Source organism: Variovorax raffinosi (assembly GCF_051216615.1).
Classification (GTDB): domain Bacteria; phylum Pseudomonadota; class Gammaproteobacteria; order Burkholderiales; family Burkholderiaceae_C; genus Variovorax.
The window spans coordinates 36150-57127 of the sequence record NZ_JBPJZR010000016.1; the positions used below are offsets into that span (position 1 = coordinate 36150).

The 20978-nt window shown below is 66.5% G+C and carries 18 protein-coding genes; 10 read left to right on the forward strand and 8 right to left on the reverse strand.

From position 1 onward, the window contains the following. Positions 1-117: 117 nt before the first annotated feature. The 3 genes from ACSFB7_RS32625 to fhuF form a co-directional block, all read right to left on the reverse strand. A complete protein-coding gene (locus ACSFB7_RS32625; protein WP_435476481.1) occupies positions 118-2343 on the reverse strand; it encodes a TonB-dependent siderophore receptor in 2226 nt (741 codons plus the stop codon). Positions 2344-2429: 86 nt separating this feature from the next. Further along, on the reverse strand, positions 2430-3275 hold the full coding sequence (locus ACSFB7_RS32630) for a N(5)-hydroxyornithine transformylase PvdF (RefSeq protein ID WP_435476482.1): 846 nt from the start codon (positions 3273-3275) through the stop codon (positions 2430-2432). Between the two features lie 110 nt (positions 3276-3385). Continuing rightward, a complete protein-coding gene (gene fhuF, locus ACSFB7_RS32635; RefSeq protein WP_435476483.1) occupies positions 3386-4144 on the reverse strand; it encodes a siderophore-iron reductase FhuF in 759 nt (252 codons plus the stop codon). A gap of 205 nt (positions 4145-4349) precedes the next feature. On the opposite strand from fhuF, the gene ACSFB7_RS32640 reads away from it, so the two are divergent. The 5 genes from ACSFB7_RS32640 (at position 4350) to ACSFB7_RS32660 (ending at position 11734) form a co-directional block, all read left to right on the forward strand. Then, positions 4350-6038: a cyclic peptide export ABC transporter gene (locus ACSFB7_RS32640; protein ID WP_435476484.1), complete on the forward strand. Its 1689-nt coding sequence runs from the start codon at positions 4350-4352 to the stop codon at positions 6036-6038. 50 nt (positions 6039-6088) lie between these two features. After that, a complete protein-coding gene (locus tag ACSFB7_RS32645; protein ID WP_435476485.1) occupies positions 6089-7393 on the forward strand; it encodes a lysine N(6)-hydroxylase/L-ornithine N(5)-oxygenase family protein in 1305 nt (434 codons plus the stop codon). 211 nt (positions 7394-7604) lie between these two features. Further along, positions 7605-7844, forward strand: coding sequence for a hypothetical protein (locus tag ACSFB7_RS32650; RefSeq protein ID WP_435476486.1), 240 nt, complete (start codon positions 7605-7607; stop codon positions 7842-7844). Between the two features lie 45 nt (positions 7845-7889). Beyond that, positions 7890-10358, forward strand: coding sequence for a penicillin acylase family protein (locus tag ACSFB7_RS32655; protein ID WP_435476487.1), 2469 nt, complete (start codon positions 7890-7892; stop codon positions 10356-10358). 95 nt (positions 10359-10453) lie between these two features. Beyond that, positions 10454-11734 carry a M20/M25/M40 family metallo-hydrolase gene (locus ACSFB7_RS32660; protein WP_435476488.1) on the forward strand — a complete coding sequence of 427 codons (1281 nt, stop codon included), beginning with the start codon at positions 10454-10456 and terminating at the stop codon, positions 11732-11734. A gap of 35 nt (positions 11735-11769) precedes the next feature. Here ACSFB7_RS32660 and ACSFB7_RS32665 read toward each other — a convergent pair whose 3' ends face one another. Further along, positions 11770-12474, reverse strand: a complete 705-nt coding sequence (locus ACSFB7_RS32665; RefSeq protein ID WP_435476489.1) for a glutathione S-transferase N-terminal domain-containing protein — start codon at positions 12472-12474, stop codon at positions 11770-11772. A gap of 51 nt (positions 12475-12525) precedes the next feature. Further along, on the reverse strand, positions 12526-13485 hold the full coding sequence (locus ACSFB7_RS32670; RefSeq protein WP_435476490.1) for a TIGR03571 family LLM class oxidoreductase: 960 nt from the start codon (positions 13483-13485) through the stop codon (positions 12526-12528). A 152-nt stretch (positions 13486-13637) separates the two neighbouring features. On the opposite strand from ACSFB7_RS32670, the gene ACSFB7_RS32675 reads away from it, so the two are divergent. After that, on the forward strand, positions 13638-14072 hold the full coding sequence (locus ACSFB7_RS32675) for a nuclear transport factor 2 family protein (RefSeq protein ID WP_435476491.1): 435 nt from the start codon (positions 13638-13640) through the stop codon (positions 14070-14072). 326 nt (positions 14073-14398) lie between these two features. Here the strand turns inward: ACSFB7_RS32675 and ACSFB7_RS32680 are convergent, their stop codons facing one another. Beyond that, the gene (locus ACSFB7_RS32680) at positions 14399-15082 is read right to left on the reverse strand and encodes a TetR/AcrR family transcriptional regulator (protein WP_435476492.1); all 684 of its coding nucleotides are present in this window, start codon (positions 15080-15082) and stop codon (positions 14399-14401) included. 201 nt (positions 15083-15283) lie between these two features. Here ACSFB7_RS32680 and ACSFB7_RS32685 point away from each other — a divergent pair, with 201 nt between their 5' ends. The 4 genes from ACSFB7_RS32685 to ACSFB7_RS32700 are packed head-to-tail and all read left to right on the forward strand — an operon-like array spanning position 15284 to position 19486. Beyond that, positions 15284-16090, forward strand: a complete 807-nt coding sequence (locus tag ACSFB7_RS32685; protein ID WP_435476493.1) for an SDR family NAD(P)-dependent oxidoreductase — start codon at positions 15284-15286, stop codon at positions 16088-16090. 25 nt (positions 16091-16115) lie between these two features. Beyond that, the gene (locus ACSFB7_RS32690) at positions 16116-17252 is read left to right on the forward strand and encodes a DUF5938 domain-containing protein (RefSeq protein WP_435476494.1); all 1137 of its coding nucleotides are present in this window, start codon (positions 16116-16118) and stop codon (positions 17250-17252) included. Positions 17253-17257: 5 nt separating this feature from the next. Continuing rightward, positions 17258-18799 (forward strand): acyl-CoA synthetase, encoded by a 1542-nt coding sequence (locus tag ACSFB7_RS32695; RefSeq protein WP_435476495.1) that lies wholly within the window; start codon positions 17258-17260, stop codon positions 18797-18799. 33 nt (positions 18800-18832) lie between these two features. Then, complete coding sequence (locus tag ACSFB7_RS32700; RefSeq protein ID WP_435476496.1) at positions 18833-19486, forward strand: DUF1345 domain-containing protein; 654 nt, start codon at positions 18833-18835, stop codon at positions 19484-19486. 21 nt (positions 19487-19507) lie between these two features. Here ACSFB7_RS32700 and ACSFB7_RS32705 read toward each other — a convergent pair whose 3' ends face one another. Both ACSFB7_RS32705 and ACSFB7_RS32710 read right to left on the reverse strand, forming a co-directional pair. Beyond that, positions 19508-20446: a DMT family transporter gene (locus tag ACSFB7_RS32705; RefSeq protein ID WP_435476497.1), complete on the reverse strand. Its 939-nt coding sequence runs from the start codon at positions 20444-20446 to the stop codon at positions 19508-19510. Between the two features lie 28 nt (positions 20447-20474). Beyond that, positions 20475-20972: a methylated-DNA--[protein]-cysteine S-methyltransferase gene (locus tag ACSFB7_RS32710; RefSeq protein ID WP_435476498.1), complete on the reverse strand. Its 498-nt coding sequence runs from the start codon at positions 20970-20972 to the stop codon at positions 20475-20477. Positions 20973-20978 lie beyond the last annotated feature (6 nt).

Here is a 20978-nt window from a genome sequence, read left to right on the forward strand (position 1 = left end):
GAAATGAAAGAAAAAAGGCCCGGCGCAATGAATGCGCCGGGCCTTTTTGTTTCAGTGGTTCAACACGTTGGTTGAACCCGCGTCGAACCCGTGGCGCCTTGGCACCCCGTCTTCTTGCTACCAGCGGTAGGTTCCTGTCGCGATGATCGAGCGCGGCGCGCCGTAGTAGCACTTGCCGTACTGGTCGCAATTGGCGATGAAGTTCTTGTTGGTCAGGTTGCGCAGGTTGAGCGCGATGCTCCAGCGCTCGAAGTCGTAGCCGACCATGGCGTCGTACACCGTGGAGGCTGGCACCTTGTTCGGCGCGAGCTTTTCTCCGTCGCCGTAGTTCGAGCCGGTGTAACGCGCGCCCAGGCCGACCTTCACGCCGTTGCTGAAGCGGTAGTCCGCCCAGACCGACAGCCGGTTCCTCGGCACCGCATTGGCCTGCTTGCCGATTTCCGCCGGGTTGGCGCTGGCGGTGACGATGGCGCGTGGCGTGTAGCCGTAGGCGGCCGTGATGTTCAGGTGCGGAATGAGCTCGGCCGTGGCTTCCAGCTCCAGCCCGCGGACCTGGATTTCACCGGTCTGCTTGGGCATGAAGTTCGCGTCGTTCGAGATGTAGTTCTGGCGCCGCAGGTCGAAGATGGCCGCGCTGTAGCTCTGCTTGGTTCCCGGCGGCTGATAGCGGATGCCGGCCTCGTACTGGCGACCCGTTTCAGGCTTGAACGGCACGCGCGTGACCGGGTCGACCTGGCCCGTGGGCGCAAACGACTCCGAATAGCTCAGGTAGGGTGCCAGGCCGTTCGGGGCCAGGTAGACAAGGCCGGCGCGCTTGGTGAACTTGTTCTGCGAGATGCTGGTGCTCTTGCCCGTCAGCTTGTCGAACACGTCGCTGTCGGCGCTGTCGTAGCGGCCGCCCAGGGTCAGCGACCAGCGGTCGCCCCACTTGATCTGGTCCTGGACGTACAGGCCGGTCTGGGCCAGGCGAATGTTGGAGTTCATCCACGGCGCGCCTTCCACGATCGGGCCGCCGTAGACCGGTGCGTAGATGTTGATCGTCGGCGCGGTGCCGGTGGAGAAGCTGTACTGGTCGATGCGGTTGCGCTGGTAGTCCAGGCCGACCAGCAGCTTGTGCTGCCAGTCGCCCGCGCGCAGGTCGGCCTGGACCTGGTTGTCGATGCTGAAGGTCGAGACCCGTTCGCGGCTGCCGGTGGGGTAGCGGCCCAGGAACATGAAGTTGAGCGGGTTCAGCGGATTCTTGCTGTCCACCGTGGTGAGGCGGCGCAGGGGCCAGACACCAGCGTAGTCGACCTTCAGCTCGCCATAGCGGGCGTTCTGGCGCAGCGTGACGGTGTCGTTGAGGCGGTGCTCCAGCTCGTAGCCCAGCATCCACTGGTCGTTGTTGAAGTGGTCGTAGGTGGGGTCGCCGGTTCCCAGCGTGGCCGGAAGACGGGTGCCCAACAGGGTCGGGATGACGGAGCCGACCTGGGGCTGGATGCGGTTGTAGACGCCGGCACGCGTGCGGTCGATCTGCGCATACACCGTCAGCTTGGTGTCGCCAGACATGCGCCAGGTCAGCGAAGGCGCGAGGAAGAGGCGGCGATCGGGCATCTTGCCGGTGGGCAGGTCGCCGTCGCGCAACAGGCCGACCACGCGATAGAGCACCTTGCCGTCGGCGTCGAGCGGGCCCGAGAAATCGCCTGCGATCTGCTTGCGGTTGTGGTCGCCGATCTGCATCTGGAGTTCATGCAGCGGTTCGGCCGTGGGGCGCTTGCTCACGACGTTGACCACGCCGCCCGGGCCGGCCTGGCCATACAGCACCGAGGCGGGGCCGCGCAGCAGTTCGATGCGCTCGGCACCGTAGTTCTCGGTGCGCCAGACGCCCCAGTTGCCGTTGTTGCGCAGCGGCAGGCCGTCCAGGTAGAAGCCCGGCGCATAGGCATCGAAGCCGCGCAGCGTGAGCCAGTCATAGCGCGAGTCGGCGCCGAAGGTCGTGATTGCCACGCCGGGCGTGTAGCTCAGGGCATCCTTGAGCGTGACCGCGCCGGTGGCCTGCATGCGATCGGCGGTGATCACCGAGATCGACTGCGGCGTCTCGATGATCGGCGTGTCCGTCTTGGTGCCTGTCGCGCTGCGCTTGGCCACATAACCGGTCACATGGCCGGTACCGCTTTCCTCCGCATCGGCATTCACCGTCACCGCAGGCAGCGTGGTGCCCGTTGGCTGGCCCGTGGCGGTTGTCGTCGTCGTGCCCGGCGTTTGCGCGTAGCTGCCCAGGCTCCAGAGGACGGCGGTGGTTCCGAAGGCCGCCACGAGCGATGCATGCAGCAAGCGTTGGCGAGGAAGGGAGGGAGTGTGCATGGAAGGACTTTGAAAGTATTAGAAGCGGGCGGATCTTAATGAGAATTGCTCGCATTTCAAAGACAAACCACCCGACAGACCCGCCGCTACCTCGTTTGCGGGCCCAGGACGTGGGGCGCCAGCAACGTCATGCCTTTGTGCATGGCCGGAAAGAGGCTTCGGTTGAAGTTGTTCCAGCGCAGCTCGAGGATGGTGTCTTCCGGCCCGATGGGGGTGTCGAGCACGTCGAAGATGACTTCGCCCGAATCGATCCCGTTGTCCACGTAGTGCAGCGATGCGCCTGTCTTGTCGACCACGGGCACCTGCAGCTTGGTCATCGTCGTCCAGTCCACGACCTTGTGGCCCTGCGCGCCGTGCAGCGCATCGAGCGTGGCGTAGGCGCCTCGGCGCTGGTAGGGCGACTCCAGCCGGGTGATGCCGGGATGGATGTTGACGATCTTGCGGTAGTAGCGGCTTCCGGGCCGCACGAGTTCATCGAGGATGACGAGCAGCCCGTCGAGCAGCACGACGTCGGCGCCCAGTGTCAGCAGCTTGTCGAGCAGCGAACGCTCGAATGCGCTCTTGCCCGCGGGGCGTTCAGGCGCGTCCAGCGGCATGCGGCGGTAGGCTGAGGGCACCGGATGCAGCATGTCCCGCAGCAGCTTGCCCTGCGCGCGCAACTCCGCCGGAAAAATCCATTTGCGGTCGGGATGCCAGCCAAAACCGTAGGCCTGCAGGGCCGCCTGGTCGCGCGGCGACTGCGCGTCGTCGTCGTAGACGATGCCTTCGAGCGAGTAGGCGTCGCCGAGCGGCGTGGTGTCGAGCGCCTGCGCCAGGTATTCGAGCGGCGACTTCATGTAGCGCGGCGCCCCCTGGTAGTCGATGTCCTGGCCGGCCTTGTCGGCGGCGGCGTTTCTCAAGGACATGATGTAGACGAGCTTGGCCTTGGGCATGGTGGTGCTGTGTGTGTGGGTGGGTGAAGTGGAAGCGGGCGGGTCGGTGCCGCGCGGGCGCGCGCAATCCCGCGTCGCCTCTTGAGGAGACGCAGCGCGACGCGATCTGTTCATCGGGGGTGCTGCACCAGCGGGCAGGCGCCGCAGGCGGCCTCGCCGGGCAGCAGGTGATTGAGGCAGCACTGGCGGTGCAGCTTCGTCGGCACCGGGTGGCCGCCGCGCCATTGAACGACTTCGCGCTGGCGGCCGTGCAGCGGGTTGGTCGCTGCCTGCGACCAGTCGGCGCTTTGCAGCAGATGCGCGCGGTCTTGCGTGATCGATGCCGCGCCGCCGGTGAGCGCCACTGCCTGGTCCAGGATCGGCTCGAGCACCCGCGCGACATTGCCCCACAAAATTTTCGGCGCGAGCCGCGTCAGGCCGGCGAGCGCCGCGAACAGGGGCGCCAGGTGATGCCACAGCAGCGGCGCATAGCGTTGCGCGGTGTCGGTGCCGCGCAGCGGCGCGCCCAGTTCGCGAATATGAAAGTGCGAGGGCGCGCCGCGGCCGTCGAGCCGTACCCACATCTGCGGCCCCGCGACCGGAAAGCCGTGCTGCAGCACGCTGGCGGCCGCCACCACGGGTGGCAACAGCACCGAGAGGTAGGCCAGGCTCCATGCAGAGGCGACGGCCCGCAAGTCGTTGTCTTCGACGCGCCGAAACTTTGCATGCCGGTGCAGCACGCCGGCAAGCATGTCGCTCGAAGACGCCAGGTCCGCCACGCGCATGGCATCGGGCGGCACTTCCGGCGCGCACACCAGCCGTTCGCCGAGCGGCGCGAACTCGCCCCGGAAGATGGGCTCCAGCAAGGCGATCACGGACGGGCGCGGCAATGCTCGGGGTTCATTCCTGCAAGACGTTCTTGCGCCTGGCATGTTCATCGCGGCGAACGCCGATGAACATCGGCCGGGCCCGCCCGTCTATGCAGAAGGAGGCCTCGTGCCGCCGCGTCCTGTCCGCCGGGCAGGATCGCTCTCAGCCGTTTCGGGTCCCGCCGTGGGGCCACCGTCGCCCTCTGCGGGCGGAAAGAGTGTTTGCATGACATCGACCAGTGGCAGTAGTGGCAACGGCGCGGAAATCGCGCGGCTGCTCAAGCCTTTCCTTCCGTGGATCGTTCTGTCCCTGATCACCGGCGTGTGCGCGGGTGCCGCCACGGTCGCGTTGCTGCGCACCATCAATGTGGTACTGAACCAGCAGGGCGGCATGGCCGGCGGGCTGCTGCTGACCTTCATCGGGCTGTGCCTCGTCGCACTGTTCGGCCGCATGGCTTCGGACGTCTCGACCAACTTCGTCGGGCAGCGCCTGGTGGCCCAGGTGCGCAAGAGCCTCGCGCAGAAGATCCTGTCGGCCCCCATCGACGCACTGGAGCGCTACCGTACCCATCGCCTGATGCCCGTGCTGTCGCAGGACGTGGACATGATCAGCGACGTCGCCTTCGTGCTGTCGTCGACGCTGATCGCCGTGGCCGTCGCGCTGGGTTGCCTGGGCTATCTGGCCTGGCTGTCGCTGCCGCTCTTTTGCCTGCTGGTGGTCGCGCTCGTCGTCGGCGCAACGATCCAGATCATGGCGCAGGCCCGCGGCAGTGCTGGCTTCTGGAAAGCGCGGGCGCATGAAGACCAGCTGCACAAGGCCTATCGCTCCATCAGCGAGGGTGCGAAGGAGCTGCGCATGCACCGCGATCGCCGCACGCGCATGTTCGGTGACCAGGTCGAGCGCATCGTCGACGACATCCGCACCGTCAACAGCCGTGCGATCAACACCTATGTGATGGCGACGGCCTTCGGCTCGGCTCTGTTCTTCCTGCTGATTGCATTGATCCTGGGCTGGGCATCGTTTCGCAGCACCGAGCCCGTGGTGCTCAGCGGCTTCGTGCTGGTGCTGCTGTTCCTGAAGGGGCCGATCGACATGATCGCGGGCGCGCTGCCCGGCGTGGGCCGTGCCAAGGTCGCGTTCCAGCGCATCGCCGATCTGTCGGCGCGCTTTGCAACGCCCGAGCCGCACCTGCATCTGGAGCGGCCCACCAGCGGCGCGAAGATGGAAGAGGGCATCGGCATGCAGGGCGTGCGCTATGTCTTCGACGCGCCCGAAGGCAGCGAGCCCTTTGTGCTCGGGCCCATCGACATCCAGCTTCGCCGAGGTGAAATGGTGTTCGTGGTCGGCGACAACGGCTCCGGAAAAACCACGCTGATCAAGCTGCTGCTGGGCCTCTACGCGCCGCAGTCGGGTGACGTGCTGCTCGACGGCAATGCCGTCACGCCCGAGACGCGCGACGACTATCGCCAGCTCTTCACCACCGTTTTTTCCGACTTCTACCTCTTCGAGGACCTGGTCGCGAGCGAGAAGGGCGAGGCGGGCGTGCAGGCGCTGCCGCAGGCGGCGCTGCCCTATCTGCAGCGCCTGGAGATCGCCCACAAGGTGAGCATCAAGGACGGCTCGTTCAGCACCGTCGACCTGTCGACCGGCCAGCGCAAGCGGCTGGCGCTGGTGCACGCCTACCTCGAAGGCCGCCCGGTGCTGGTGTTCGACGAATGGGCCGCGGACCAGGACCCGGCTTTCCGCCATCTCTTCTACACCGAGCTGCTGCCCGAGCTGCGCGCCAAGGGCCACCTGCTGGTGGTCATCTCGCACGACGACCGCTACTTCCACCTGGCCGACCGCGTCATCACCATGAAGGCCGGACGCATCGCGGAAGACCGGGCCCGTGCCCCCGCGACCCTTGCCGCCTGAAGGCCCGCATCTTTTTTGCCCGTATCAACACACACAGGAGTTGAGATTCCATGCAACACATCCATGACCTGATCGGCGTCGGATTCGGTCCCTCGAATGTCGCGCTGGCCATTGCGCTCGAAGAAAAGCGCCACACCGGCAAGCCGCTGGACGCTCTTTTCATCGAACGGCAGCCCGGCTTTGCCTGGCATCCGCACATGCTGCTGGACCAGGCGCACATGCAGATTTCCTTCCTGAAGGACCTGGCGACGCTGCGCAATCCCACCAGCCGATTCACCTTCATCAATTACCTGCACGAGCAGGGCCGGCTGCCGGACTTCATCAATCTCAAGAGCTTCTTTCCGAGTCGCCATGAGTTCAACGACTACCTGGGCTGGGCCGCGAGCCAGTTCCGCGACAACTGCGCCTACGGCGAAGAGGTGTTCGAGGTGTTGCCGGAAAAGCAGGGCGGCGAAGTCTCGCTGCTGCGCGTGCGTTCGCGCGGGGCCGACGGCCGCGTGCAGGATCGGCTGGCGCGCAACCTCGTCGTGAGCATCGGCGGCACGCCCAACGTGCCCGAGGGCTTTCGCGCGTTGCGCGGCGATGGGCGGGTGTTCCATTCGAGCAGCTACCTCAAGGACATCGCGCGCCACCCTGACGCGCGGCGGATCGCGGTCATCGGCGCCGGCCAGAGCGCGGCAGAAATCTTCATGGACCTGCAGGGGCGGCCGAACCAGCCGCAGGTCGACCTCGTGATGCGCGCGCGCTCCATCCGCCCTTCGGACGACAGCCCGTTCGTGAACGAAGTCTTCAACGTCGACTTCACCGACTACATGTACAGCCGCGCAAGCGACGAGCGTGCGGCGCTGCTCGACGAGTTCTCGCAGACCAACTATGCGGTGGCCGACCTGGAACTGATCCAGCAGATATTCAAGGTTTTCTACCAGCAGAAAGTCGCGCGGGGGAACCGCCTGCGCATGCTGCGCCAGCACGATGTGCGCGCGGTGCGTGCAGCGTCCGACGGCATCCACCTCACGCTGCGGGACCAGGATGCCGAGCGCGAAAGCTCGGTGCGCTATGACGCGGTGGTGCTGGCCACGGGCTATGCGCGCGAGCAGCACAAGGACCTGCTGAGCCCGATCGCTCCCTACCTCGGCGATTTCTCGGTCGACCGCTACTACCGGCTTCACAGCACGCCCGATTTCCACCCGGGCATCTTTCTGCAAGGCGCTTGCGAAGACAGCCATGGACTGAGCGACACGCTGCTCTCCGTGACCTCCGTGCGCACCGGGGAGATCGGCAATGCGCTGTTCGCGGCCCAGCCGCGCGCGCGCAGCAGCGTCGTGCGCGAAGAGGCACCGGCCGTCCAGGTCTAGAGATCCCGCGAGGGCCGCCGACAGCAGGCTTCCTGTCTTGTTGCGCAAGCCAGGGCATTCAAGCCTTGCCGGCCCCGCGCTGCCGCATCGAAGGCAGGGCGCGACGTGGCACGCCTGCATCTTCCGATCCGATAAAAAATGAACATGTGCGAAGGCGCTGCGTCTGTGCAGTGAAGACGAGAACTTTCGCTTGCATCAAAGGCAGTCGACGATGGCCACCAGAACCCATGTTTCCCCAGAGACTGCCTTCGATACGGCCTGGGCGCTTTTCTGCCAGTTGCACGATGCGCCTTCGCGCGACCACGCCGACCAGCTCATCCATTGGCTCGGCCAGGACCCCCGCAACGTTCGTGCGCTCGATGAAGCCCTCACACTCTGGGCTCTTGCCGGCGTCGCCCTTGTCGAGCCGGTGATCGAAGAGGCGCGCCGCCACGGCACCGATCTGCAATAGCCACCGAGTCCGACGCCCCGTGCGCCGGACTGCCCGAGGATTTTCGTGACAACTTTTCCAAGACCCCATCGCCATGTGCTGAGCCGCTGCATTGCCGCCATCGCGTTGGCCGGCGCCTTCATCGGTGCCGCGCCCGCATCCGCCCGCAGCGAACCGCCAGCGGCCAGCATTGAAATACGCCGCACCGCCGACGGCATTCCGCATGTGCGGGCCACCACCTGGCGAGGGCTGGGCATCGGCTTCGGCCAGGCGCAGGCCGAGGACACCCTGTGCACGCTGGCCGACGCCTTCGTCACCTACAGCGGGCAGCGCTCGCTGTACTTCGGCGCCGAGCAGAAGCCGCACACACGGTCGACCTTCGGCAACGCCACCAACCTGGAACTCGATTTCTTCTTCAAGGCCTTCGCCGGTCCGAAGGCGGTCGAGGCGCTCAGGCGCGAGCAGCCGGCCGACCTGGACGAACTCATCACCGGATATGCGGAAGGCTACAACCGCCAGGTGCGGGCAGTGCAGCAGTCGCATGATGCCGCCGCACGGCACGCCTGCGCCAATGCGCCATGGGTGCGAACCATCGGGCCGGAGGACATCTATCGGCGGATGATCGCCGCCGCCCTGGCGGGCGGGTACACGCACTTCATTCCCGAGATCGTGAAGGCCCGGCCCGGGGCTGCCGCATCGCCCGCGCCCGCGGACAAGCTCTCGCTGTCTTCGAGGCTCGGCATTTCCGTGGGGGATATGCACGGCATCGGCAGCAACGTGCTGGCATTCGGCCAGGCCGCCACCGGCGAGCGCGGCAGCAGTGTGCTGCTCGGCAACCCGCACTGGTACTGGGGCGGGCCGGACCGCTTCTACCAGGTACACCTCACGCTGCCGGGAAAGATGGACGTGGCGGGCGCGTCCTTCCTCGGCATTCCGATGGTCATGCTCGGCTTCAACAACGACGTGGCCTGGAGCCATACCGTCTCCGCCGCGCGGCGCTTCGGCTTGTTCGAGCTGACGCTGGACCCCGCCGACCCCACGCGCTATCTTGTCGATGGCGCGGCCGAGCCCATGCAGGCCCAGCCGCTGACCGTGGCGGTGCGCCGACCCGACGGCACGGTGGATCTGGTTCGCCGCACGCTCTACCGCACGCGCTTCGGGCCCGTGGTCGATCTGGGCGCACGCAACGCCGCGCTCGGCTGGAGCGGCCGCAAGGCCATCGCCATCCGCGATATCAATGCGGACAACCCGCGTATCTTCCGCAACTTCTTCCGCTGGGACCAGGCGCGCTCGCTCGACGAGTTCATCGCGATCCAGCGGCAGGAGGCCGCGATGCCGTGGGTCAACACCGCCGCCATCGGCCGTGGCGACGGCCGGGTCTGGTATGCCGACATCGGCGCGGTGCCGGGTGTGTCCGACGAGTTGCGCGCGGCCTGCGCGACGCCGCTGTCGAAAGCCTTCGCGGCCATCGATCCGGGCACGCCGATGCTCGACGGCAGCCGCTCGGCTTGCGAGTGGCAGTCCGCGAAGACCTCGGTGCAGCCCGGCACCCTGCCTGCCGACCGCATGCCCAGCCTGCTGCGCGAGGACTACGTCGCCAACATGAACGACAGCTACTGGCTCACGAACCCGGCGCAGCCGTTGACGGGCTTCGCGTCGATCCTCGGCGGAGAAGGCCATGCGCTGTCGATGCGCGGAAGGGAAGGGCACCGCATCGCGGGCGAACTCGCACGAGCGGGTGAAACCTCCGCCAGGGGACTCGCGCAGCGGCTGATGCAAAAGACGCTGGAAGCGCGCTCCTACACCGCAGACCAGTTCAAACGGCCTTTGCTCGATGGCGCGTGTGCGGCTGGTGATGTGGCGCTGACCGGCGACGATGCATCACCACCCGGCAAGAACGGCGGCGCGACGGCAGCGACAGCGACGCGGACGGTCGACGTGCGCCAGGCCTGCCAGGTGCTGCGCAGTTGGCCGAACCGCGCCGATGTGCAAGACCGGGGCGCCTTGCTGTGGGATGCCTTCTGGGAAAGGCTGCGCAAGATTCCGGAGCGGGCGCTCTACACGCAGGCGTTCTCGGCCGATGCGCCGCTGCAGACGCCGGCCGGCATCAATGCCGCCGATCCGCGCGTGGCGCGCGCCCTTGCCGGTGCGGTCGAAGACATGGCGCGCAGAGGCTGGGCATTGGACACGCCGCTCGGGCAACACCGCTTCGCCCGCAGCGAAGGCCGCGAGGTGCCGCTGTACGGCGGCTGCGACCCAGAGGGCTACTTCACCTCGGCCTGTGTCACCGAAGGCGACTACACCATGGGCGAGCTGTCCAACAGCAACACCTACCTGCAGGTCGTGTACTTCGACAAGCGCGGCGTACAGGCACGCACGCTGCTCGCGCACGGCGAGCGCGAAACCGCGGTGACGAACGGCCCCGGCCTTGCCCCCGTCGCGCGCTACGCAAGAAAAGACTGGCTGCGCTTTCCGTTCCGCGAGGCAGACGTCGCACGCGATCCGCAGCTTCAGCGGGTGATCGTTCGTCCCTGAGACGGCCGCCGCGGCCGTTGCTTGACCCGCCCGCAAGGCGGGTGATAGCCTGCCGCGCCTCTTCCCCTCGGCCTTCACAGAACAGAACGGACAACATGAAGACTCACGACCAGCGCCTCACATCCTTCACCCGCGCACGCACGCCCCAGTGGAAACGCACCGCATGCCGCGGCGTTCTTCTCGCATGCACGCTGCTGACGGCCGGCACCGCCATGGCCCAGAAGCCGCACCAGGGCGTGCTCGATGCAGCCACGCAAAGCAAGGACGGCGCGCTGAAGATGCTGGAGCGCATGGTCAACATCGACTCGGGCTCGGCCAGCACCGAAGGGCTCGCCAAGGTGCGCGAGATCGCGGTGGAGGAACTGCGCAAGCTCGGCGCGCGCATCGAGACCTTTCCTGCGGACCCGCACCCCGGCACCAACGTGGTTGCGACGCTGACCGGGCAGGGCAAGAAGAAGATATTGATCCTGGCCCACATGGACACCGTGTTCAAGGAAGGCACGGCGGCGGCCAAGCCCTTCTACATCAAGGACGGCCGCGCCTACGGCCCTGGCGTGATGGACGACAAGGGCGGCGTGGTGGCCGGCCTCTATGCGCTGAAGATCCTGCAGCAGATCGGCTTCAAGGACTATGGGCAGATCACCTTCCTGCTCGACACGAATGAAGAAGTGGGCTCGGTCGGCACCAGCGCGCTGATCGAGCGCATCGCCAAGCAGAACGACGTGGCGCTCAACCTGGAGCCGGGGCGCCCGGCCGATGGCCTGGTGGTCGAGCGCAAAGGTTCGGCGACGGCGCTGCTGGAGGTCAAGGGTGTGGCCGCGCACGCGGGCGTGGCGCCCGAGGCCGGCCGCAATGCGGCGATGGAAGTGGCGCACCAGGTGCTGCAACTGTCGAAGACGGCGGACCCGGTGAAGAAGACCACGGTCAACTTCACGGTGCTCACCGCCAACGGCCCGACCAACGTGATTCCCGCCGTTGCGAGCGCCAAGGCCGACGTGCGCGCCGCCACGCCCGAAGAGTTCGACCGCGTCGAGAAGGACATGCTGCGCATCGCGCAGAACAAGCTCATTCCTGATTCAGAGGTGCGCGTGCGTCTGAGCCGCGGCCTGCCGCCCATGCCGCGCCTGCCTTCATCCGACAAGCTGGTGGCGATGGCCGAGGGCATCTACGCGGAGATCGGCAAGAAGCTCACCATCGAGAGCAGCGGCGGCGCGGCCGATGCCAGCCTGGTGGCGGGCGTCGGCGTGCCGGTGCTCGACGGCTTCGGCATCGTGGGTGGCGGCATCCACACGCCGGAGGAATACGCGGAGGTCGAGAGCGTGGTGCCGCGCCTCTACCTGCTGTCGCGCATGCTGATGGACCTGTCCGCGAACTGATCGAACGAACAGTTCGCGAAGCAGGGCAGGCTTGATCAGCCCCGCTTGGGGATGGTGAGGCCGGCAACCACCGCCGGCCGCGCGACGAAGGCTTCGAGCGCGCGGGCAACGTTCTTGAAGTCCTTGAAGCCGACCAGGTCGCCCGCTTCGTAGAAGCCGATGAGGTTGCGGATCCACGGGAACGATGCGATGTCGGCAATCGTGTAGCTGTCGCCCATGATCCATGCGCGATCGGCCAGTCGCTTGTCGAGCACGCCGAGCAGGCGCTTCGACTCGGCAACGTAGCGGTCGCGCGGGCGCTTGTCTTCGTACTCCTTGCCGGCGAACTTGTTGAAGAAGCCGAGCTGGCCGAACATCGGGCCGATGCCGCCCATCTGGAACATCACCCACTGGATGGTTTCGTAGCGGCCGGCGGCGTCTTGCGGAATGAGCTTGCCGGTCTTCTCGGCAAGGTACAGAAGAATCGCACCGGACTCGAACAGCGCCAGCGGCTTGCCGCCCGGGCCGTTGGGGTCGATGACGGCGGGGATCTTGTTGTTCGGATTGAGCGACAGGAACTCCGGCGACATCTGGTCGTTGGTCTCGAAGCTCACGAAGTGCGGCTCGTAGGGCAGGCCGGTTTCCTCCAGCATGATCGACACCTTCACGCCGTTGGGCGTGGGCAGCGAATAGAGCTGCAGGCGGTCGGGGTGCTGCGCGGGCCATTTTTTCGTGATGGGGAAGCTCGAGAGATCGGTCATGGGTAGGTTCCTTGAGAAAGATGGCGACACGAGCGCCGGATTCTGCCCGTGTCAGGCGGCTGGCGTGCGTGCGTGGCCTTGCAGGCGCGGCAGTACGTCACGCCCGAGTTCATCGATCACATCCATCGCCGGCCGCGGCCCGCGCACGAGGTTGAGCAGCACGTGGCTCACGCCCGCGTCTTCCATGCGATCGAGGTAGCCGATGAGCGCATGGCGGCCCGCGCGCAGGCCCAGCTCGATGGGCTCGGCCGGTGCGTCGGCGCGCTCCAGCAGATCGAGTTGCAGCGACTGCACGAAGGGCTTGCGCTCGCTGCCCGCGCGTTCGCGCAAGGCCGACTGCCACAGGCCGATGCGGCCCTGCTGACGCGCTTCGTCGCGGTGGTAGGTGGCCCAGCCGTCCGAATGGGTGGCGGTCCATTGGAGCGACTGGCGCGCCGAGCCCACCACCAACATGCCGATGCGCGTGGTGGGCGGTGTCATCAGGTCGTAGCCGCCCGTGGCTTCGTGCAGCGCGGCACGTCCGGCTGGTTCTGGTGACAGCGCGGAGCGCACGATGTTCCACCGCTCACGAAAGGTCTCGGCGCGCAGCGCGATGTCTTCCTTGAAGATCGCGAACTCCGCTTCACGGTCGCCCGAACCGAGGCCCAGGATGAAGCGGTCTTGCGACAGGCGGTTCAACGACAGCGCGGCCTTGGCCACGTGCAAGGGGTGGCGCAGCGGCAGCACGGCGGCGGCCGTGCCGAGTGCGATCTGCTGCGTCGATGCGGCCAGGGTGGCGAGCCAGATGAAGGGCTCGTCGAGCACGGAGATTTCTTCGCCCTGCGGCACCATGACCGGCACGTCGCGCGTCCACAGTGCCGCAAAGCCGAGCTGGTCGGCGCGCTGTGCGATGCGGCGTTCAATTTCGGGATCGGCCATGGCGCCGTTGGCGCGTGCGGCGGGCGTCATCAGGCCCAGTGTGAGACGGCCGGCAAGGAGTGTCTGCCGGTAGGCGCGGTTGAACTCTGTCATGGGGTGCTGCTGCGGGGAATCCGTGAGGCGTTGCTTGCTTGCGAAAGATGATCGCATCGTTCGCGTGCCACGTTTCGTTGTGGGGCGAAGCGTTCTGCATCAAAGCCTTCCAGACTCGGCCTTCATCCACAAGCCCATGAAGGCAGGCAGGCATGCACAACGACAACACCGAAGCGGACATCCGCCGCATCTACGAGCAATGGCACCAAACAGTGGTGGCGCGCGACATCGACGGTCTGATGGCGCTCTACGCTGAAGACGCGATTCTTGAAACCCCGCTGATCCTTGCGGCCTTGCCTTCGAGCACGGTGGGCATGCTGGAAGGCAAGGCCGCGATCCACGCGTTCTTCGATGCCGGCTTGCGCAAGCTGCCGGGCGAGTTGGGGCGCTGGTATCGCACCGGCACGTTCTTTTCCAACGGGCGGCAACTGGTCTGGGAATACCCACGCGCTACGCCGCAGGGCAATCAGATCGATCTGGTCGAGGTGATGGATGTTGACGATGGGCTCATCGCGCATCACCGTGTCTACTGGGGGTGGACCGGGTTTCAGTCGCTGATGGACATCAGGGAGCGTGCGATGCGATAGGGCGCTTGTTTGTTTTTTGGCGCTGCTGTTCTTCAGGGCGACGCTCACGCCGACACGGTGCTCTTTTTCGCGAATGTCCCCCGCTTCGCTCCTCCTTTATTTCGCGAAAAAGAGCCCCGTATCGGCGCGAGCGCTGGACAGAGCGGTCGTTGATCGCAGGATCACCAGCAGCGTGTCCTGTGCGAATGGCACCAGGTGCTCCCCGCAGCGAAATAAAGGAGGAGCGAAGCGGGGGACATTCGCGGAGGGGAGCACCTGGTGTCATTCGCACTCGCCCTGAATGAACAGCAGCGCCAAGAAAGCGCACCAGAGGAAGCCGAAACGACTCAGGCAGCCCGCTTGCGTGCCGCTACAGAGGCCTTCTTCGGCACCGGCGCGGTGAACAACCGGGTGATCGACAACCGCACATCCGCCTGCATGTCGCCAATCGCTTTCGCATCACCCGACAGGTGCTTGAGCAGCGCCTGCTGGAACAACCCATCGAACAGCGCGTAGGTGGCCGAAGGTGGCATGCCGGGCGACTCGCCGGAGAGTTCGGCGAAGCGGCTCATGATGCGCCAGATCATGTCTTCCAGGCTCTTGTCGATCTGGACCACGTCGGTGCGAAAGGCCTCCTCGAACAGCGCCTGCGAGCGCAGGTCGTACCAGAGGCGATGCACATGGCCTTCGTCGCGCATCGTGTCGGCCAGGTTCTGCAGAAAGCCTTCCAACAGTTCGTCGAAGGTGGTGGCGGTTTCCACCCCATGGTCGTAGCGTTTGACGCAGCGCGCCTTGTATTGCTTGACGCTGCAGATGATCAGGTCGACCTTGTCGCTGAAGTAGTAGTGCAGCACACCGTGTGAGAACTCCGAGTTCTGCGCAATCTCGCGCAGGCTGGTGCGCGCATAACCCAGTGCGGCCAGCGTGGTCAGCGCGGCTTCGCCCAACTCGGCGCGCCGCTCCGAGAACTTGTCGATCCGTGCCTTGGGCACCCGTTCGGCGTGTTTTTTTACCCGTTGATGTGTCGTCATTTCAAGCGGGGCCGCATGCTGCCGGCCGCCATTTTTCCTTGTGATTGCAAACCATAGCATGCAAGCGGGAGAACCCGCATCCGGCGTGCTACGCATGTCGTTCCTAGAAATTTTACAACTGTCAAATAAAAACTTGACACTCGTAAAGTCGATTTCTAGGATGACCGCTCCATCTCACAACATATCCACAGGAGACAAGCGATGGCCAAGTTCGACTTGAAAGGGCGCAAGGCCCTGGTGACGGGTGGTGCACGCGGCATTGGCGCGAGCATTGCCGAGGCGCTGGCGGCAGCCGGTGCGTCCGTGATGATTGGCGACGTGCTCGCCGATCTGGGCCGGGAGACTGCCACCCGGCTTTCTTCTTCTTCAGGTGCGAAGGTGGGCTTTGTCCCGCTCGACGTCACGAAAGACGGCGACTGGGCTTCGGCCACCGAAACCACCGTCAAGGAGCTGGGTGGTTTCGACATCCTGGTCAACAACGCCGGCATCGAGATCACCTCGCTGGTGATCGACGTCGACGGCGACGACCTGCGCCGCATGCTCGACGTCAACGTGGCCGGCACGCTGCTCGGCATGAAGCACGCGTTTCGCGCGATGCGCCCCGGCGGCAGCGCGGGCGGCGGCGGTGCCGTGGTCAACATCGCATCGGTCGCGGCAACCATCGCGTTCCCCGCCATCGCCGGCTACTCGGCCACCAAATCCGCCGTCGATCGCGCCACGCGCGTGGCGGCCATGGAGTCCGGCAAGCTGGGCTACGGCGTGCGCGTGAACTGCATCTACCCCGGGCTGGTGCCGACCGACATGGGCATGAAGCTCGCCAACGACATCGTGGCCGCCGGGCTCGCGCCGAGCGTCGAAGCGGCCGTGGGCGACGTGATCGGCCAGACACCGCTCGGCCGTCTCGGCGAGGTCGGCGACATGGCCGACGTCGTGGTCTTCCTCTGCTCCGATGCCGCGCGGTTCATCACCGGTGCCGGCCTCGCGGTGGACGGCGGCATGGGCATGTAAGCGAACAACATCAAGGAGACACAACATGAGCAGCAGCAAGAAGAAACCCGTCGTCGTCTACGGCGCCTCCGGCTACACCGGCCGGCTGGTGTGCGAATACCTGCGCGAGTACAACATCCCCTTCATCGCCGCGGGCCGCAGCAAGGAGAAACTGGACGCGGCGATGAAGTCCAACGTGCCCGGCATCGAGACCGCGAACTACGAGATCGTGGAAGTGGCGCATTCGGCGGCGGCGCTCACCGAACTCTTCACCGGCGCATCGGTGGTGCTCAACACGGTGGGGCCTTTCGCCAAGTTCGGCCCCGAGGTCGTCCAGGCCTGCCTGGCTGCGGGCTGCCACTACACCGACACCACCGGCGAGCAGGACTGGCTCATCACGCTCGAGAAGGAGTGGGGCGCCAAGTTCGCTGCCGCGGGCCTGCTGCTCTCGCCCGGCCTGGCGCAGATGTACACCACCGGCGAGATCGCGGCGCAGTTGTGCCTGGAAACGCCCGGGCTCGACACGCTGGACATCGCCGTGTTCTGGGGCGGCAGCCCGACCATCGCATCCACCCAGACCATCCTGGTCAATGCGGCCACATCCAAGGCCTTCTACCTGGAGCAGAACGAGTACGTGGAATGGCAACCCGACGCGGGCCTGTACCACCTGTCGATTCCCGGGCAGCACGAGGCTGCGCTGGCGCTGCCCTGGGGTGGCACCTCGCACCCGGTGTGGTTCAAGCGCGATCCGCGCGTGGCCAACGTGAAGGTGCTCGGCGGTGTCTTCAACAAGCCGCTGATGCTGGGCGTGCCGCAGATCGTGGCCGCCGCGCTCAAGGCCACCGAAGGCATGAACGACGAGGACCGCTATGCCGCGCTGGCCCAGACGGCGGCCAGCGTCATGAACACCATGCCTCCGCGCGAAAACCCACGCATCAACAAGTCCGTCGATTCGGTGCATGCGTCCGGACCGTTGGGCCGCGTGCACTGCGTGATCTTCGGCAACTGCAACTACAAGCAGACAGGTTTGCTGCAGGCCTATGCGGCGGCCTCGCTGCTGCAGCAGGCGCCGCGCCGCGCCGGCTTCGCCTCGGGCTGCCAGGCCTTCGGGCACCGCGAGTTGCTGGGCGCGCTGCGCAGCTTCGGGCTGGTGCAGGAACCCATGCTCACCCGCATGGGCTGACCGCGATGCGCCTCGTCGACTACCTGGACAAGGGTGCTTCGCTCGGCACCGACGCGCCTTGCCTGCGCATGGGCGACGTGCTGCTTTCGTACGGCGACGTGCAGCGGCTCAGCCACCGCGTGGCCCGCGCGCTGCAGCGCAGCGGCATCGCGCCGGGCGGCAAGGTGGCGGTGCTGTCGAGCAACGACCCGGTCGCCTTCGCCTGCGTGTTCGGGCTGTCGCGTGCCGCCGCCGTGTGGTGCCCGATCAATCCGCGCAACGAGGCGGCCGAAAACCGCTTCGTGCTCGACGCCTTCGACTGCAGTTGCCTGATCTTCCACAGCAACTACGCGCCGCTGGTCGAGCAGATGCGCGCCGACCTGCCCAAGGTGACGACGCTGGTGTGCATCGACAAGCCGATGCCCTTTGCCCTTTCGCTCGACCAGTGGCTTGCCGATGCAAGCGATGCGCCCATCGACATCCCGGTGATCGACGATGTGGCCATGATCGCCGGCACCGGCGGCACCACCGGCCAGCCCAAGGGCGTGATGCTCTCGGGCCGCAACCTCGAAGCCATGTCGGCGCTGACGCTGATGGGCTATCCCTTCGAGGGACGGCCGGCCTACCTCGCGCTCGCGCCGCTCACGCATGCCGCCGGCGTGCTGTGCCTGCCGGTGATGGCGCTGGGCGGGCAGGTCGTGATCATGCCCAAGCCCGACCTGGGCGAGTTCCTCGAACTGATCGAGCGGCACCGCATCACCCACACCTTCCTGCCGCCCACGCTGATCTACATGCTGCTGCAGCATCCGCAGCTCTCCACGACGAAGCTCGATTCGCTGCAATGCTTCTGGTATGGCGCCGCGCCCATGTCGGCCGCGCGGCTGGAAGAGGCGCTGCAGAAGATCGGCCCGGTCATGGCGCAACTGTTCGGCCAGACCGAGGCGCCGATGATGATCTCGATGATGTCGCCGCGCGAGCACTTCAATGCCGACGGCACCGTGGCGCGGCATCGCCTGGCCTCGGCGGGGCGGCCCGGGCCACTGGTGCAGGTCGGCGTGATGAACGGCGACGGCGCGCTGCTGTCCGCCGGCGACTCCGGCGAGATCGTGGTGCGCGGCTCGCTCGTGATGCTCGGCTACTACAAGGACCCGAAGGCCACGCAGGAGGCTTCGCGCCACGGCTGGCACCACACGGGCGACATCGGTTATCTCGATGCCGACGGCTTTCTCTACATCGTCGACCGCGCCAAGGACATGATCATTTCGGGTGGCTTCAACGTCTACTCCGCAGAGGTCGAGCAGGTGCTGATGCAGCACCCCGACGTGCAGGACAGCGCCGTCGTCGGCCTGCCCGACGAGAAGTGGGGCGAGCGCGTGGTGGCGGTGCTGCAACTGCATGCCGGCCGGCAGGTGAACGCGGAAGACATCAAGGCCTTCGTCAAGGCGCGCATCGGCAGCGTGAAGGCGCCCAAGCAGATCGAGGTGTGGGTCGACCTGCCGCGCTCGAAGGTGGGCAAGGTGCTGAAGAAGGAAGTGCGCGCCGCGCTGCTGCCGCCTTCGCCGCGCTGACGGCATGAGGGGCGCGCGGCGCTACAGTGCCGCATGCGCCAACACCTCTCCACCACCACCGGCCCCCAGCGTCTTCTCTATGGCGGCGTGGTCGGCATCGCCGTCGCGCTGATGCCCTGGCCCATCGGGTACACGGCGCGCGGCCTGGCCGGCTGGTGCGCGGGCGTGCTGGTCTACCAGGTGCTGACGTGGTGGCTGGTCGACACCTTCGATGCGAAGCGCACGCGGGAGCGGGCACAGATGCTGGACCAGCCCAACATCGTGATCCTGGTCTCGATGCTGGTGGCGGTTGGTGTGAGCGTGGTGGCCATCGCGATGATGCTGCAGCAGGTCAAGCAGATGGACGGCATCATGCGGGCCGTCCACATCGCGCTCGGGCTGGTGGCGCTGGTGGGGTCGTGGCTGATGATGCATTCGATCTACGCGTTCCACTACGCGCATCGCTACTACATCGACCAGAAGGGCGGCTCGCCCGATGGCGGCCTGGACTTTCCGGGCAAGGACGAGCCGGACTACTTCGACTTTCTCTACTACTCGTACGTGATCGGCATGACCTCGCAGGTGTCGGACGTGCAGGCCACCTCGCGCGAGATGCGCCGCATCACGCTGATTCACAGCGTGCTGTCGTTCGCTTTCAACATGCTGGTGCTGGCGCTGTCGGTCAACGTGGTGGCCGGCGCCGTGTAGGCGCGGTCATCCGACAGGGCGTCAGGCCGTGGCCTTGGGCGTGCGGCCGAGCTTGACGATGCCGGTCGACAGCGCCACGCCGCAGACGATCACCACCGCGCAGGTCAGCATCCATTGCGTGATGTCTTCACCCAGGAAGACCGCGCCGTAGAAGAGCGCGAACACCGGCACGAGGAAGGTGACGGTCAGCGCGCGTGCCGGGCCGGCGCGCTCGATCAGGCGAAAGAACAGGATGTACGCCACGCCGGTGCAGGCGATGCCCAGCGCCAGCAGCGCGAGCCAGGCGCGCAGGCTGGGCATCTGTGCGGGCCAGAGCCAGATGGCGGGCAAGGCGAGGAACACGGTGGCGCCGATCTGGCTGCCGGTGGCGGTGGTCAGCGCGGGCACGCCGCTCAGGTGGCGGCGCGTGGCGCTGGCCGAGATGCCGTAGCACAGGCAGGCGCCCAGGCAGGCGAGCACGGCCCACAGCGCCGCATGGCCGCTGGCGCCCGCATGCAGGCCGGCGCTGCGGCTGGCGAGCATGGCGACGCCGGCAAAACCGATCACGAGGCCGATGAGGCGCGAGCCGTTGGGCCGCTCCTTGAACCATGCCCATGCCACCAGCGCGCCGAACATCGGCGTCGTGGCGTTGAGCACGGCGGCAAGGCCGGTGTTGATGGTCAGCAGCGCGAAACAGAAGAGCGCGAACGGCATGCCCGAATTGAAGACGCCGACCACGAAGCTGGCCTTCCAGTGCTTCGCGAGGGACGGGCCCTGGCCGCGCAGCAGCGCGATCGGCAGCAGGAACAGTGCGGCAATGGCCACCCGCACGGCGGCCGTCGGCAGCGCGCCGAACTCGGCGGCACCGATGCGCATGAAGAGGAAAGACGCACCCCAGAGCGCAGCCAGGAGCACCAGGTCGATGACCCAGGCGGAGGAGTTCGTGGGTGCGGCGACGGTGCTGTTGTTCGTTGTGGTCATGCGTCTTTCAATCTTCTTCGGGGTGGTGTTACAGCGCGCCCTCTAGCTCCAACAGCGCTGTCTTGCGATCGAGCCCGCCAGCGTAACCGGTCAGCGAGCCATCGGCGCCCAGCACGCGGTGGCAGGGCACGATCACGCTGATCGGATTGCGCCCCACGGCCGCGCCCACCGCGCGCACGGCGGCCGGGTTGCCCACGTTGACGCTGAGCGCGCCGTAGCTCGTGGTGGCACCGGCCGGAATGGCCAGCAACTGCTGCCACACGCTCTGCTGGAACGCGGTGCCGTGCGACAGGTCGAGCTTCATGTCGAAGTTGTCGCGCTTGCCGGCGAAGTAGTCGTGCAGTTGCGCGGCGGCCTCGACCAGCGCGGGGTGGTCGTCCTTCGGAATCCAGCCCGTGGTGTCGGGCCAGTGGCGTTGCTGGTCGAACCAGACGCCCGCCAGGCCCTGGTCGGTGGCCGCCATCGTGATGCCGCCCAGCGGCGTGTCGATGTGCGAGGTGTAGATGACTTTGCTCTTGAACTTCATGACATT

What these genes read in the sequence shown, in the direction of transcription:
- ACSFB7_RS32625 (WP_435476481.1), bottom strand. Translation starts at nt 2,343, where the DNA reads ATGCACACTCCCTCCCTTCCTCGCCAACGCTTGCTGCATGCATCGCTC.
- ACSFB7_RS32630 (WP_435476482.1), bottom strand. Translation starts at nt 3,275, where the DNA reads ATGCCCAAGGCCAAGCTCGTCTACATCATGTCCTTGAGAAACGCCGCC.
- ACSFB7_RS32640 (WP_435476484.1), top strand. Translation starts at nt 4,350, where the DNA reads ATGACATCGACCAGTGGCAGTAGTGGCAACGGCGCGGAAATCGCGCGG.
- ACSFB7_RS32645 (WP_435476485.1), top strand. Translation starts at nt 6,089, where the DNA reads ATGCAACACATCCATGACCTGATCGGCGTCGGATTCGGTCCCTCGAAT.
- ACSFB7_RS32650 (WP_435476486.1), top strand. Translation starts at nt 7,605, where the DNA reads ATGGCCACCAGAACCCATGTTTCCCCAGAGACTGCCTTCGATACGGCC.
- ACSFB7_RS32660 (WP_435476488.1), top strand. Translation starts at nt 10,454, where the DNA reads ATGAAGACTCACGACCAGCGCCTCACATCCTTCACCCGCGCACGCACG.
- ACSFB7_RS32665 (WP_435476489.1), bottom strand. Translation starts at nt 12,474, where the DNA reads ATGACCGATCTCTCGAGCTTCCCCATCACGAAAAAATGGCCCGCGCAG.
- ACSFB7_RS32670 (WP_435476490.1), bottom strand. Translation starts at nt 13,485, where the DNA reads ATGACAGAGTTCAACCGCGCCTACCGGCAGACACTCCTTGCCGGCCGT.
- ACSFB7_RS32675 (WP_435476491.1), top strand. Translation starts at nt 13,638, where the DNA reads ATGCACAACGACAACACCGAAGCGGACATCCGCCGCATCTACGAGCAA.
- ACSFB7_RS32680 (WP_435476492.1), bottom strand. Translation starts at nt 15,082, where the DNA reads ATGACGACACATCAACGGGTAAAAAAACACGCCGAACGGGTGCCCAAG.
- ACSFB7_RS32685 (WP_435476493.1), top strand. Translation starts at nt 15,284, where the DNA reads ATGGCCAAGTTCGACTTGAAAGGGCGCAAGGCCCTGGTGACGGGTGGT.
- ACSFB7_RS32690 (WP_435476494.1), top strand. Translation starts at nt 16,116, where the DNA reads ATGAGCAGCAGCAAGAAGAAACCCGTCGTCGTCTACGGCGCCTCCGGC.
- ACSFB7_RS32695 (WP_435476495.1), top strand. Translation starts at nt 17,258, where the DNA reads ATGCGCCTCGTCGACTACCTGGACAAGGGTGCTTCGCTCGGCACCGAC.
- ACSFB7_RS32700 (WP_435476496.1), top strand. Translation starts at nt 18,833, where the DNA reads ATGCGCCAACACCTCTCCACCACCACCGGCCCCCAGCGTCTTCTCTAT.
- ACSFB7_RS32705 (WP_435476497.1), bottom strand. Translation starts at nt 20,446, where the DNA reads ATGACCACAACGAACAACAGCACCGTCGCCGCACCCACGAACTCCTCC.
- ACSFB7_RS32710 (WP_435476498.1), bottom strand. Translation starts at nt 20,972, where the DNA reads ATGAAGTTCAAGAGCAAAGTCATCTACACCTCGCACATCGACACGCCG.